The organism is Curtobacterium sp. ODYSSEY 48 V2 (genome assembly GCF_023712625.1).
GTDB lineage: Bacteria > Actinomycetota > Actinomycetes > Actinomycetales > Microbacteriaceae > Curtobacterium.
On the sequence record NZ_JAMAXX010000003.1, the window covers coordinates 55,355 to 68,638 of the forward strand.

Annotated in this window: 11 protein-coding genes; 7 read left to right on the top strand and 4 right to left on the bottom strand. The window is 72.3% G+C overall.

All coding sequences use genetic code 11. The features are described 5' to 3' along the window. Nucleotides 1-32: 32 nt before the first annotated feature. Entirely contained in the window at nucleotides 33-602 is a 570-nt protein-coding gene (locus tag M3666_RS05340) for a TetR family transcriptional regulator (protein ID WP_066652678.1), read from the bottom strand. A gap of 85 nt (nucleotides 603-687) precedes the next feature. On the opposite strand from M3666_RS05340, the gene M3666_RS05345 reads away from it, so the two are divergent. Continuing rightward, nucleotides 688-1,809, top strand: a complete 1,122-nt coding sequence (locus M3666_RS05345) for a zinc-binding alcohol dehydrogenase family protein (protein WP_251154686.1) — start codon at nucleotides 688-690, stop codon at nucleotides 1,807-1,809. Nucleotides 1,810-1,855: 46 nt separating this feature from the next. Here M3666_RS05345 and M3666_RS05350 read toward each other — a convergent pair whose 3' ends face one another. Together M3666_RS05350 and fbaA are read right to left on the bottom strand one after the other, a co-directional pair. After that, nucleotides 1,856-3,115 (bottom strand): M18 family aminopeptidase, encoded by a 1,260-nt coding sequence (locus M3666_RS05350; protein ID WP_251154687.1) that lies wholly within the window; start codon nucleotides 3,113-3,115, stop codon nucleotides 1,856-1,858. A gap of 94 nt (nucleotides 3,116-3,209) precedes the next feature. After that, a complete protein-coding gene (fbaA, locus tag M3666_RS05355; protein ID WP_066652690.1) occupies nucleotides 3,210-4,238 on the bottom strand; it encodes a class II fructose-bisphosphate aldolase in 1,029 nt (342 codons plus the stop codon). A 120-nt stretch (nucleotides 4,239-4,358) separates the two neighbouring features. On the opposite strand from fbaA, the gene glpX reads away from it, so the two are divergent. Further along, nucleotides 4,359-5,348 carry a class II fructose-bisphosphatase gene (gene glpX / locus M3666_RS05360; protein WP_081984693.1) on the top strand — a complete coding sequence of 330 codons (990 nt, stop codon included), beginning with the start codon at nucleotides 4,359-4,361 and terminating at the stop codon, nucleotides 5,346-5,348. Between the two features lie 147 nt (nucleotides 5,349-5,495). Here glpX and rmuC read toward each other — a convergent pair whose 3' ends face one another. Beyond that, on the bottom strand, nucleotides 5,496-6,758 hold the full coding sequence (gene rmuC / locus M3666_RS05365; protein WP_066657838.1) for a DNA recombination protein RmuC: 1,263 nt from the start codon (nucleotides 6,756-6,758) through the stop codon (nucleotides 5,496-5,498). 148 nt (nucleotides 6,759-6,906) lie between these two features. Here rmuC and iolC point away from each other — a divergent pair, with 148 nt between their 5' ends. Genes iolC through iolD form a run of 5 tightly spaced genes read left to right on the top strand, consistent with a single transcriptional unit; the run spans nucleotide 6,907 to nucleotide 13,273 of the window. Beyond that, the gene (gene iolC, locus M3666_RS05370; RefSeq protein ID WP_066652693.1) at nucleotides 6,907-7,920 is read left to right on the top strand and encodes a 5-dehydro-2-deoxygluconokinase; all 1,014 of its coding nucleotides are present in this window, start codon (nucleotides 6,907-6,909) and stop codon (nucleotides 7,918-7,920) included. Further along, nucleotides 7,913-8,902 carry a class I fructose-bisphosphate aldolase gene (locus tag M3666_RS05375; protein WP_066652698.1) on the top strand — a complete coding sequence of 330 codons (990 nt, stop codon included), beginning with the start codon at nucleotides 7,913-7,915 and terminating at the stop codon, nucleotides 8,900-8,902. Before iolC ends, M3666_RS05375 begins: the two co-directional genes overlap by 8 nt. Next, nucleotides 8,899-10,422: a CoA-acylating methylmalonate-semialdehyde dehydrogenase gene (locus M3666_RS05380; protein WP_066652707.1), complete on the top strand. Its 1,524-nt coding sequence runs from the start codon at nucleotides 8,899-8,901 to the stop codon at nucleotides 10,420-10,422. The genes M3666_RS05375 and M3666_RS05380 overlap by 4 nt, the downstream gene beginning before the upstream one ends. Before the next feature lie 8 nt (nucleotides 10,423-10,430). Continuing rightward, a complete protein-coding gene (gene iolB, locus M3666_RS05385; RefSeq protein WP_066652709.1) occupies nucleotides 10,431-11,339 on the top strand; it encodes a 5-deoxy-glucuronate isomerase in 909 nt (302 codons plus the stop codon). Then, nucleotides 11,336-13,273 (top strand): 3D-(3,5/4)-trihydroxycyclohexane-1,2-dione acylhydrolase (decyclizing), encoded by a 1,938-nt coding sequence (gene iolD / locus M3666_RS05390; RefSeq protein ID WP_245171578.1) that lies wholly within the window; start codon nucleotides 11,336-11,338, stop codon nucleotides 13,271-13,273. The genes iolB and iolD overlap by 4 nt, the downstream gene beginning before the upstream one ends. The last annotated feature ends 11 nt before the right edge of the window (nucleotides 13,274-13,284 follow it).

Genomic DNA, 13,284 nt, shown 5'->3' on the forward strand with positions numbered 1-13,284 from the left:
GCCCTCGCTGTCGTGTGCGGGCCGTGCGCTCGTCAGCGACCGGTGTCGAGCAGTCCGGTGACCCGGTCGACCGTGGCGTCGAGGTGGTCCTGCAGCGGTGTGCCGTCCGCGTCCTCGAGCCACGTCTCGAGCGCGGTCTGCAGGACGAGGACCGTGAGCCCGGCGACGGAGCGGGCGGTCCGGTCGTCCTCGCCGCGGCGACGGAAGCCGTCCCGGACCGCCGCCCGCAGGTCCTCCTGCTTCCGCAGGTCCCGCTCCCGCAGGTCGGGCTCCTCGCTGATGATCCGTCGTGCGGCGAGCACCTGGTCGCGGCGGGGGTCGAACCGCTCGGCCGCGAGCCGCCGGAGCCCGTCGAGGACCACGCGCATCGGTGCCTCCTCGGCCGGCGCGGTCTCGATCATCCGGGTCGCGATCGCGGGGATCTCGTCATCGCCGAAGAAGACCTCGCGCTTGTCGCTGAAGTGGCGGAAGAACGTGCGCCGGGTGACGCCCGCCCGCGCGACGATGTCGGGGACCGTCGTCGCATGGAAGCCGCGTTCCGCGAAGAGCTCCATCGCGGCCGTCCGCAGTCGCTCACGGGTGTCCGGTGCCCATCTCGCCATGGGGACACCCTAGTGATGACACTCGGTGCCGAGGGCGGGTAGAGTGACGACACCAGGTGTCATCGCTCGTGACGAAAGGCCCGCCGTGCCCGACAACTCCGCCGCTCTGCTCCGTGAACCCCGGGGCGCACTCGTCGTCGACCGGGTACCGGTCCCCGTCCCCGCCGAGGACGAGGTGGTCGTGCGCGTCCGCGCCGCTGCCGTCAACCCCGTGGACTGGGTGATCCAGGGCACGGGGCCGGTGACCTACCGCTGGCTCCGGACGCCGGCGGTGCTCGGCTCGGACGTCGCCGGCGAGGTCGTCGCCGTCGGCTCCGGCGTCACCCGCTTCGCGGTCGGCGACCGCGTCGTCGGACTCGCGACCGGGACCGACCGTGGCCGCGACCCGGTGCACGAGGGCGCGTTCCAGGAACACACCGCGCTGCTCGAACGCCTGACCGCCGCGGTGCCGGACGACGTGCCCCTCGAACAGGCCGCGGTCCTGCCGCTCGGGGCCTCGACCGCCGCCTGCGCGCTGTTCCAGCCGAAGCACCTCGGGCTCCCGCTCCCCGGGGCCGCCGACGCTCCGTCGGACCGCTCCGGCGTCGTCGTGGTCTGGGGTGGTTCGACGAGCGTCGGGATGAACGCGGTGCAGCTCGCCCGTGCCGCCGGGTACGCGGTCGTGAGCACCGCGTCGCCCCGGAACGCCGCGACCGTCCGGTCGCTCGGGGCCGACGTCGTCGTCGACCACGGTTCGCCGACGGCGGTGGACGACCTCGTCGCCGGCGTCGCCGGACGCCCCGTCGTCGGTGCCGTCGCGCTCGGGACGACCTCGACGGCCGCGTGCATCGAGGTGCTCCGCCGGACGGGTGGCACCGCGCTGGCGATGGCGAGCACGCCGGTCTCCCTCGACCGGATCGCCGGCCGTCGGCGACTCTTCCCGGCGATGCTCCCGGTGTTCACCCGCCTCGGACTCGCCACGCTGGCGCTCACGCTGCGTGCCCGTCGTGCGGGGATCCGGGCCGCGTTCGTGTGGGGGAGCAGCCTGCGCGACGACGACCTGGGCGCGGAGCTGTGGGGCCGGGTCCTGCCCGAGGGGCTCGCCGACGGCTCGATCCGACCGATGCCGGAGCCGCTCGTCGTCGGGCACGGGCCGGGCGCGGTGCAGGGCGCGATCGACCGGCAGCGCGCAGGGGTGTCCGCGCGCAAGGTGGTCGTGACGCTCTGACCAGCGGGCCAGCCGGCGCTGTCCGGCCGGGCAGGCCGTGACCCGCCTACCCGGCGAGGAAGGCGGCGACGGCGCCGTGCAGTGCCGCGAGGTCGTCCACGTGCACGAGCTCACGGACCGAGTGCATCGACAGCAGGCCGACGCCGATGTCGATCGTCGGGATGCCGAGCCGCGTCGCCGCGATCGGGCCGATGGTCGAGCCACCGGGGATGGTGTTCACGTTGACGAAGGGCTGCCAGGAGACGCCGGCGGCATCACAGGCGGTCGCCCACACGGCCTCGCCCTTCGCCTCGGTCATGTAACGCTGGTTCGCGCTGATCTTCAGGAGCGGGCCCGCTCCCGGACGCGGACGGTTCGTCGGGTCGTGCTTCTCCGGCTGGTTCGGGTGGACGAGGTGTCCGGCGTCGCTCGACAGGAGCCAGGACGCCCGGAACGCCCGGGCGGCCTCGGAGCGGGTGGCACCGAGCCCCTCCTGCACGCGGCCGAGCACGTCCTCGAGGAACGGGCCCCCGGCACCGGACGGGGTCGAGGAACCGATCTCCTCGTGGTCGAACGCCGCGAACACCGGGATGTGGTCGCCGTCGGTCGGCGCGTCGACGACCCCGCGGAGCCCGGCGTGCACGCTCGTCAGGTTGTCCATGCGGCCGGACGCGAGGAACTCCCGATCGATGCCGATGCGCGCCGGGGGCTGCGTGTCCGCGAGGAAGAGGTCCCACGAGACCGCGTCCTCCCCGAGCCGGCCGCGCAGCCACCCGAGCACGTCGGTGCCACCGGTGGTGCCGTCCGTGCCGACGACCGGCAGGGTGTGGCGCTGCCGGTCGATCTCCTTGCCGTCGTTCACCCCGCGGTCGAGGTGGATCGCGAGGTTCGGGATCCGCGCGACCGCGTCGGTCGACACGAGCCGCACCGATCCGTCGGCGTCGACCACACGTCCGGCGATGCGGAGGTCGCGGTCGAACCAGGTCGACAGGAGCGCGCCGCCGTAGACCTCGACGTTGAGCTGCTCCCACCCGCCCACGCGCACGGCCGGGTTCGGCTTGATGCGGAAGCCGGGGGAGTCGGTGTGGGCACCGAGGATCCGGAAGGGGGTGGTGGGCGTCGCCGACTCCGGCAGACGCCAGGCGATGACCGCGCCGTCGCGGACGACGACGTAGGCGCCCGCCTCGGTCGGCCAGGCGTCGAGTTCCGACAGCTCGGTGAACCCCGCTGCGACGAGCTGGTCCCGCGCGACCGCGGCCGCGTGGAACGCGGTGGGGGACTCGGTGACGTACTGGGCGAACGAGGAGGCGATGGCGTCGGAGGTCACCCGCCCATCGTGGCACGGGCGGTGGCGGTGACCGGACGCGGAACGGGGCGCGTCCTTGCGGACGCGCCCCGTTCCTCCCGGCTGGTGGTGCCGATCAGCCCTTGCTGTTGCCGGCCGAGCCGAGGACCTTCGCCGCCTCGACGACGCGGGCCGCCATGGCGGTCTCGGCGACCTTGCCCCAGGCACGCGGGTCGTACTGCTTCTTGTTGCCGACCTCGCCGTCGATCTTCAGCACGCCCTCGTAGTTCCGGAACATCGAGTCGGCGATCGAGCGCGTGAACGCGTACTGCGTGTCCGTGTCGATGTTCATCTTGATGACACCGTTGCGCACGGCCTCGTGGATCTCGTCGTCGGTCGAGCCGGAGCCGCCGTGGAAGACGAGGTCGAGCGGGTTCTCACCGGTGCCGTGCTTCTGCGCGACCGAGGCCTGGATCTCGCCGAGGAGCTCCGGGCGCAGCTTGACGTTGCCCGGCTTGTAGACGCCGTGCACGTTGCCGAACGTGAGCGCGGCGATCCAGCGACCCCGGTCGCCGAGCCCGAGCGCGTCGACGACCTTCTCGACGTCGTTCGGGGTCGTGTAGAGCGCGTCGTTGGTGCCCTCGTGCTGGACGCCGTCCTCTTCTCCGCCGACGACGCCGATCTCGACCTCGAGGATCGCGTTGATGTTGCGCGTCTTCTCGATCATCGTGCGCGCGATCTCGATGTTCTCGTCGAGCGGCACGGCCGACCCGTCCCACATGTGCGACTGGAAGATCGGGTTGCGGCCCTGGCGGACCTCCTCCTCGCTCGCGGCGATGAGGGGCATGACGAAGCCGTCGAGGGCGTCCTTCGGGCAGTGGTCCGTGTGCAGCGCGACCGTGACGTCGTAGTTCTTCGCGACCTCGTGGGCGAAGCGGGCCATCGCGAGGGCGCCGGCGGCGCGGTTCTTCACGGTGTGCCCGGCGAAGTAGTCGGCGCCACCGGTCGTGACCTGGAGGATGCCGTCCGAGCCGGCCTCCTGCAGGCCCTGGAGGACCGCGTTGATCGTCTGGGAGGAGGACACGTTCACCGCGGGGTAGGCGAACTTGCCGGCCTTCGCTCGTTCGAGCATCTCGGCGTACTGTTCCGGCGTTGCGATGGGCACTGCGATCTCCTTCGACTGGTGGTTCCCCGCCGAGCCTAGTCAGGGCTCCTCAACGGGTTACAGCGTGCACGTCCGTGCACCCGTGCGGCCGCCCCGGAGCCCGGTCGGTAGGCTCTGGTCGTGACTCCCACGACTGAGACCGGCTCCCTGTTCCTCCAGCCCGACCGCAACCTGGCGCTCGAGCTCGTGCGTGCGACGGAGGCCGCCGCGATCCGTGCGCAGCCGTGGGTCGGCCGGGGCGAGAAGAACCTCGCGGACGGCGCAGCCGTCGACGCGATGCGGAAGTTCCTCGGCACGGTGAACTTCGACGGCGTGGTCGTCATCGGCGAGGGCGAGAAGGACGACGCCCCGATGCTCTTCAACGGCGAGCACGTCGGCAACGGCCACGGCCCGGCCTGCGACATCGCGGTCGACCCGATCGACGGCACCTCGCTCACCGCCGCCGGCCGGCAGAACGCCATCTCCGTGATGGCCGTCTCCGACCGCGGCTCGATGTACGACCCGTCGGCGGTGTTCTACATGGACAAGATCGCCGCGGGCCCCGAGGGTCGTGGCGTCCTCGACCTCGAGAAGCCGATCGGCGAGAACATCCGCGCGCTCGCGAAGGCGAAGCACAAGGACATCGAGGACATGCAGATCGCCGTCCTCGACCGTCCGCGCCACGACGAGCTCATCCGCGCGATCCGCGCAACGGGCGCCGGCACGCGCCTGCTGCTCGACGGCGACGTCGCCGGTGGCATCTCGGCGGCACTGCCCGGTTCGAAGATCGACATGTGCGTCGGTGTCGGCGGTACGCCCGAGGGCATCATCACCGCGTGCGCGATCAAGGCGCTCGGCGGCGTGATCCTCGGCAAGCTCCAGCCCAAGGACGACGAGGAGCGCCAGAAGGCACTCGACGCCGGGCACGACCTGGACAAGGTCCTCGACCAGGACGACCTCGTGACGGGCGACAACACGTTCTTCGTCGCGACGGGCGTCACCGACGGTGTCCTCGTGGACGGCGTCCGCCGGTCGCGCGGTGTCATCCACACCGACTCGCTCGTGCTCCGCTCGCGCTCGAACACGATCCGCCGCATCCAGGCCGACCACCGCGCCGAGAAGTGGTTCTGATCCGTCCCGGCCGCTGACGGCCGTCGGGACGCCTGACCGCTCGCACGACGAGAAGCACCCCGAACCACGCGATCACGTGGTTCGGGGTGCTTCTCGTCGTGCCGGAGCACCTCGCGCCGTGGCGCCTCGTGCCGTGGCGCCGCGCGGTCAGTCCTCGTCGAGGGCGCCGACGAGCTCCGGCGCGGTGAGCAGCCGCGGCTCGTCGTCGATCGTCGCCGGGTCGGCGAGCACCTTCGACTCGTCGAGCAGCGACAGCCGCCGGGCGCTCGGCAGCACCTGGCGCTCGAGCGACCCCACGAAGCGGTTGTAGTCGACGACGGACCCCCGGATCGCCCGGCCGAGCTTGTCGACGTGCCCGCCCATGGTGGCCAGGCGGCCGTACAGCTCGCGGGACACCCGGAAGAGCTCGCGTGCCTCGGCGGTGACGACGTCCTGCTGCCACGAGAACGCCACCGTCTTCAGCACCGACCACAGCGTGACGGGTGACGCCAGTGCGATGCGCTTGCGGAAGGCGTGGTCGAGCAGTCCGGGGTCGGCGGCCAGCGCGCTCGAGACCAGCGACTCGGACGGGATGAACGCGATCGTCAACTCGGGCGACGCGTCGTAGCCCGTCCAGTACTCGCGGGCGGCGAGGGCGTCGACGTGCGCCCGGAGCGCCTTGACGTGCTGCGCGATGAGCTGCTCGCGCCGGGCACCCTCGGCACCCGTCGCGCTCGCCGGGATCTCGGCCGCCTGCAGGTAGGCGCTGAACGGCACCTTCGCGTCGACGGCGATCGTCTTGCCGCCGGGCAGGTGCACGACCATGTCGGGTCGGGCGGTCCCCGCGGTCGTCGTGACGGAGGACTGCACGTCGAAGTCCACGCGTTCGAGGAGCCCCGCGGCCTCGACGACGTTCCGGAGCTGTGTCTCGCCCCACACGCCGCGGGTGCTGTTCGAGGACAGGGCGCTCGCGAGGGTGTCCGCCGTCGCGCGGAGCCGTTCCTCGGACTCGGCGGCGGATCGCAGCTGCGCGGAGAGGGCACCGTACTGCTCGCTGCGGGACTGCTCGAGTTCGGCGATCTTCGCGCGCATGACGTCGAGCGTCTGCGCGACCGGGCTCAGCGCCGACAGCACCTTCGACTCGCCCTGGTTCCGCGCCGCGTCGGCGCCGTGCATGCGCTGCACGAGGTGCTCGAGCTCGGCGGCACGGCGTTCGAGGGAGTCGACCTGCCGGCGGTACTGGGCGTCCTGGGCGTCGAGGCGCTCCTCGGCGTCGGCGCGCACCGAGTCGAGCTGCGCACGCAGCACGTCGGCCGTCGCCCGTGCGGCTGCCGCGTCCACCCCGGCGCGCGAGCGGGCGAGCGACCACGCGACGACGGCACCGACGGCCGTACCGAGGACGAGGCCGATGACCAGGGCGAGGATCTGCATGTCGTGACCCTGGCAGGTCCCACCGACACGCGCCTCCGGGCCGGAGAGGCGCCCGACAGCAGCCCGGTCCATGTACTGACATCAGCGCAAAGTCCGTGTACAGTCGTGCTCGTCCGCCGATGAAGCCGCCCGGAAGGTCCCGCGTCGCATGACCGACGAAGCCCCGCACGTCCACGACGTGATCACGATGGGACGCGTCAGTGTCGACGTCTACCCACAGCAGACCGGACCGCTCGAGGACGTCACCACCTTCTCGAAGTCCGTCGGTGGGAGCGCGACCAACGTCGCCGTCGCCGCCGCCCGGCACGGCGCGGACGCAGCGGTGATCACCCGCACCGGCAACGACCCCTTCGGCCGCTACATCGCCCGCACCCTGCCCGAGTTCGGCGTCGCGAACGACTTCGTCGAGCCGGTCGAGGGCCTCAACACGCCCGTGGCGTTCTGTGAGATCTTCCCGCCGGACGACTTCCCGCTCTACTTCTACCGCGCGCCGAAGGCGCCGGACCTGATGATCACGTCGGAGTCCCTGCCGCTGCACGCGATCGAACGGACGCGGGTGTTCTGGACAACCGTGACGGGACTCAGCGAGGAGCCGAGCCGCAGCGCGCACGACGCGGCCGCCGCGGCACGGAGCGCGGCACTGCGGGCGCCGGGCGCCACCGGGCGGCACACCGTGCTCGACCTCGACTACCGAGCGGTGTTCTGGCCCGAGCCGGCGGCCGCGACGCGCGAGGTCGCCGTCGCTCTCGACCACGCCACCGTCGCCGTCGGCAACCGTGAGGAGTGCGAGATCGCCGTGGGGGAGACCGACCCCCTGCGCGCCGCCGACGCCCTGCTCGAGCGCGGCGTCGAGCTCGCGATCGTGAAGCAGGGCCCGAGGGGCGTGCTGGCGAAGACCCGCGACGAGACCGTCGCGTACCGACCGCACGCCGTCGACGTCGTCAACGGCCTCGGGTCCGGCGACGGGTTCGGCGGAGCACTCGTGCACGGGCTGCTGCAGGGCTGGAGCCTCGACCGCACCCTCGCCTTCGCGAACGCGGCCGGGGCGATCGTCGCCACCCGGTTCGAGTGCTCGACCGCGATGCCGACGAGCGACGAGGTCGAGGGCTTCCTGCGCACGAACCCCGCGCCGGCGACCGCGGAGGAGGGCGTCGGTGCCTGAGGTCAGCCCGGCCGACTTCGCCCGGTTGCGCGACCTGCGCGCCGGGTCACCGGAACACGTCGCGGAGGTCCTGCGGACCCGGATCCGCCGTCCGCTGCTCGCCGAGGACGGCAGGCTCCTCATCGTCGCCGCGGACCACCCCGCGCGCGGTGCGCTCGCGGTCCGCGACGACGCCTCGGCGATGGCCGACCGGTACGACCTGCTCGAACGGCTCGTCGTGGCCCTCGGCCGCCCGGGCGTCGACGGGGTCCTCGGCACGCCGGACGTCCTCGAGGACCTGGCGCTCCTCGGGGCGCTCGACGGCAAGGTCGTCGTCGGCTCGATGAACCGCGGCGGCCTGCGCGGAGCATCGTTCGAGCTCGACGACCGCTACACCGCGTACTCGGCGCAGGCGATCACGGACGCCGGGCTCGACGTCGCGAAGCTGCTCGTCCGGATCGCGCTCGACGATCCCGGCACCGCCTCGACGCTCGAGGCGACGGCGCGGGCGGTGACCGAGGCCGCGGCCCTGCAGCTTCCGATCATGCTCGAGCCGTTCATGTCCTCGTGGCGGGACGGCAGGGTCGTCAACGACCTGAGCGCCGACGCCGTCATCACGTCGATGGCGATCGCCGCCGGCCTGGGCGAGTCGAGCGCCTACAGCTGGCTCAAGGTCCCGGTCGTCGACGACATGGCACGCGTGATGGCTGCGACCACCCTGCCGACGCTGCTGCTCGGCGGCGACCCGTCGGGCAGTCCGGACGAGACGTACGCCGCCTGGGACGACGCGCTCGCCCTGCCGGGCGTCCGCGGGCTCGTCGTCGGTCGCACCCTGCTCTACCCGCAGGACGGCGACGTCGCCGCCGCCGTCGACGTCGCCGCCGCCCTCGTCCACAGCCGGGAGGCACGGGGCGATCGCTCCACACCGGCTCGCCGTCGCGCCGACTCGCCTGCCCCGTCCGCCGCCCTGGACCCGTCCGTCCCGGAAGGAAGCACCGCATGACCACCAGCACCGAGACCAGCGCCGGCAGCACGACGGTCGGGCACTGGATCGACGGCGAGCACGTCGCCTCGGCCTCCGGTCGGACCGCCCCGGTCCACGACCCGGCGCTCGGCGTCGTGACGAAGCGGGTCGCCCTGGCCGACGAGGCCGAGGTCCAGCGGGCGATCGCGAGTGCCAAGGCGGCGTTCCCGGCGTGGTCGGACCTGTCGCTCGCGAAGCGCCAGCAGATCATGTTCGCGTTCCGTGAGGTCCTCAACCGGGACAAGGCCGAGCTCGCCGAGATCATCACGAGCGAGCACGGCAAGGTCATCGACGACGCCCTGGGGGAGATCGCCCGCGGGCAGGAGGTGGTCGAGCTGGCGACGAACATCCCGTCGCTGATGAAGGGCGAGTTCTCGGACCAGGTGTCGACCGGCATCGACGTGTACTCGATCCGTCAACCGCTCGGCGTCGTGGGCATCATCTCGCCCTTCAACTTCCCGGCGATGGTGCCGCTCTGGTTCCTGCCGATCGCGATCGCCGCCGGCAACACCGTCGTGCTCAAGCCCAGCGAGAAGGACCCGTCCGCCGCGATGTGGCTCGCGCGGAAGTTCCGGGAGGCCGGTCTGCCCGACGGCGTGTTCACGGTGCTCAACGGCGACAAGGCAGCGGTCGACGGGCTCCTCACCAGCCCCGACGTCGAGTCGATCTCGTTCGTCGGGTCCACGCCGATCGCCCGGTACGTGTCCGAGACGGGCACGAAGCACGGCAAGCGCGTCCAGGCGCTCGGCGGGGCGAAGAACCACATGCTGGTGCTGCCGGACGCGGACCTCGACCTCGTCGCGGACAACGCGGTCAACGCGGGCTTCGGCTCGGCCGGTGAGCGCTGCATGGCGATCTCGGTGGTGGTGGCGGTCGAGCCGGTCGCCGACGAGCTGATCGCGAAGATCAGCGAGCGCGCGGCGACGCTGCGCGTCGGCGACGGACGTCGGGGCTGCGACATGGGCCCGCTCGTCACCGAGCAGCACCGCGACAGGGTCGCTTCGTACATCGAGGTCGCCGAGCAGGACGGAGCCGAGGTCGTGGTGGACGGCCGCACCGTGCGACCCGACGGCGACGAGAACGGCTTCTGGCTCGGCCCGACGCTGATCGACCGGGTGCCGACGTCGAGTCGCGTCTACACCGAGGAGATCTTCGGTCCGGTGCTCTCGGTCGTTCGGGTGCAGTCCTACGACGAGGGGCTCGAGCTGATCAACTCCGGCGCCTTCGGCAACGGCACCGCGATCTTCACGAACGACGGCGGAGCCGCTCGACGATTCCAGCGCGACGTGCAGGTCGGCATGATCGGCATCAACGTGCCGATCCCGGTGCCGGTGGCCTACTACTCGTTCGGCGGCTGGAAGAACTCGCTGTTCGGCGACCACAAGGCGTACGGCGCCGACGGGGTGGCCTTCTTCACCAGGCAGAAGGCGATCACCTCCCGCTGGCTCGACCCGGCAGTGCACGGCGGTGTCGACCTCGGCTTCCCGTCGAACGGCTGACGCGCAGCATGGCGAACGAACAGCAGCAGCGCGACCGCTGGTTCATCCCGGCGGGCTCCCGCCCCGAGGCGGGCTGGACCGACGTGGTCGACGGCCGCGTCGAGGGGTGGACGCACACCGGTCTGCGGACCGGCGCCCTGCAGGACGGGGGCGAGCTGCGCCTCCCGGCCGACGCGGTCGAGCGCCTCGTCGTCCCGCTCGCCGGCAGCTTCACCGTGGCGTACGACGACACCGAGCAGGCGCTCGAGGGACGCACCGGCGTCTTCGAGGGGCCGACCGACGTCCTCTACCTGGGGTCCGGCACCGCCGCGACGATCACCGGCTCCGGTCGTGTCGCCGTGGCCGAGGCGCCCACGGCGACGGTCCGGCCGAGCACGTACATCGCCCGCGTCGACGTCCCCGTGGAACTCCGCGGCACGGGGCAGTCGAGCCGGCAGGTGCACAACTTCGGGACCCCGGCCGCCCTCGACGCGGTGCGGTTCATCGTCTGCGAGGTGATCACGCCGGCCGGCAACTGGTCGTCGTACCCGCCGCACAAGCACGACACGAACCGCCCGGGCGAGGAGTCGGACCTCGAGGAGATCTACTACTACGAAGCCGCCGTGGCCCGTGGTGTGCAGGCTCCCGAGCAGGCCGACCCCTTCGCCCTGCACCGCACGTACGCCTCGGACGACCGGCCCATCGACGAGTTCCGCCAGGTGCGGACCGGGGACATCGCCCTCGTGCCGTACGGCTGGCACGGACCGGCCGTCGCGGCACCGGGCTACGACATGTACTACCTCAACGTCATGGCCGGACCGGACCCGGAGCGCGTCTGGAACATCACCGACGACCCCGCCCACGGGTGGGTCCGGCAGACGTGGACCTCGGAACCGATCGACCCGCGACTGCCCTACGAGAAGGAGCCCTCCCGATGAGCCAGCACGCCGGCCCGGAGCAGACCCGTCGGATGACCGTCGGTCAGGCGCTCGTCGCGTTCCTGGCGAACCAGTGGACCGTCGACGGTGATCACCGCGAGCGCACGATCCCGGGGATCTTCGGCATCTTCGGGCACGGCAACGTCGCCGGTCTCGGGCAGGCGATCAAGCAGCTCCACGTCGACCAGCCCGGCCTGCTGCCGTACCACCAGGCCCGCAACGAGCAGGCGATGGTGCACCAGGCCGTCGGGTTCGCCCGGATGCACCGCCGCCGGGCGACCTTCGCGTCGACGGCCTCGGTCGGCCCCGGCGCGGCGAACATGCTCACCGGCGCCGCGCTCGCGACGACGAACCGGCTGCCCGCGCTCCTGCTGCCGTCGGACACCTTCGCCACCCGCAGGACCGATCCGGTGCTGCAGCAGATCGAGATGCCCCACGACCCGTCGCTGCAGGTGACGGACGCGTTCCGGCCGCTGTCGCGGTTCTTCGACCGCGTCGAACGGCCCGAGCAGCTGTTCCCGATCGCGCTCGCCGCGATGCGGGTGCTCACCGACCCGGCCGAGACCGGCGCCGTGACGATCGCCCTGCCCGAGGACGTCCAGGCCGAAGCGCTCGACGTGCCGGTGACGTTCCTGCAACCGCGCGAGTGGCACGTCCGGCGTCCGCTGCCGGAACGCGGACCGCTGGCCCGTGCGGTCGAGGCGATCCGGAGCGCCGAGCGTCCCGTGGTCGTGGCCGGTGGTGGCGTGCTCTACTCGGGTGCCGAGGACGAACTCGCGGCCTTCGTCGAGACGACGGGCATCCCCGTCGGCACCTCGCAGGCGGGCGGCGGCTCGCTCGTCTGGGACCACCCGCAGTACCTCGGCGGCATCGGGGCGACGGGGACGGCTGCGGCGAACGCGATCGCCGCACGGGCCGACGTCGTGATCGGCATCGGCACGCGGTACAGCGACTTCACCACGGCGTCCCGGACGGCGTTCCAGGACCCCGACGTGACCTTCGTCAACGTGAACGTCGCCGCGTTCGACGCCCACAAGCACGGCTCGCAGCTGCCGCTGGTCGCGGACGCCCGGGAGGCGCTGGTCGCGCTGACCGAGATGCTCACGGCAGGTTCGTCGGACGCCCCGTCGTACGCCGTCTCCGCCGGGTACGCCGCCGAGGTCGCGTCGCGGAAGCAGGAGTGGGACGCCGTCGTCGACGCCGCGTCCGTGCCGTCCGGACGCGCGGTCCCGGGCCAGTCGGAGATCATCGGCGCGGTCCGGGCGGCGACGGACCCGCGCGACGTCGTGGTCCAGGCGGCCGGCTCGCTGCCCGGCGACCTGCACAAGCTCTGGCGGGTCCGCGACCCGCTCGGGTACCACGTCGAGTACGCCTTCTCGTGCATGGGCTACGAGATCGCCGGCGGCATCGGTGTGCGACGCGGCGCCCCGGACCGCGACGCGATCGTCCTCGTCGGCGACGGTTCGTACCTGATGCTGCACACCGAGCTGGTGACGGCGGTCGCCGAGGGCATCAAGATCGTCGTCGTGCTCGTGCAGAACGACGGCTACGCGTCGATCGGCCGCCTGTCCGAGACCGTCGGTTCCGAGCGCTACGGCACGGAGTACCGCTACCGGGACGACACCGGGTCGTTCGAGAACGACGAGGTGCTGCCCGTCGACCTCGCCGCGAACGCGCGCTCCTACGGCGTCGACGTGATCGAGGTCCGCCCCGGCCCGGACGTGATCGCCGACCTGACCGCGGCCGTGCGGCAGGCCAAGGCGAACGACCACACCACGCTGGTGCACGTGCACGCCGACCCGCTCGCGCCCGCCCCCGAGGGTGACGGCTGGTGGGACGTCCCCGTCGCCGAGACCTCGACCCTGCCGAGCACCCGGCAGGCCCGCGCCGAGTACGAGCAGCAGGTCGCGTCGCAGCGCCCCCTGCTCGGCTGAACGAACCCATC

What these genes read in the sequence shown, in the direction of transcription:
- iolB (WP_066652709.1), top strand. Translation starts at nt 10,431, where the DNA reads ATGGCGAACGAACAGCAGCAGCGCGACCGCTGGTTCATCCCGGCGGGC.
- iolD (WP_245171578.1), top strand. Translation starts at nt 11,336, where the DNA reads ATGAGCCAGCACGCCGGCCCGGAGCAGACCCGTCGGATGACCGTCGGT.
- iolC (WP_066652693.1), top strand. Translation starts at nt 6,907, where the DNA reads ATGACCGACGAAGCCCCGCACGTCCACGACGTGATCACGATGGGACGC.
- M3666_RS05380 (WP_066652707.1), top strand. Translation starts at nt 8,899, where the DNA reads ATGACCACCAGCACCGAGACCAGCGCCGGCAGCACGACGGTCGGGCAC.
- rmuC (WP_066657838.1), bottom strand. Translation starts at nt 6,758, where the DNA reads ATGCAGATCCTCGCCCTGGTCATCGGCCTCGTCCTCGGTACGGCCGTC.
- M3666_RS05340 (WP_066652678.1), bottom strand. Translation starts at nt 602, where the DNA reads ATGGCGAGATGGGCACCGGACACCCGTGAGCGACTGCGGACGGCCGCG.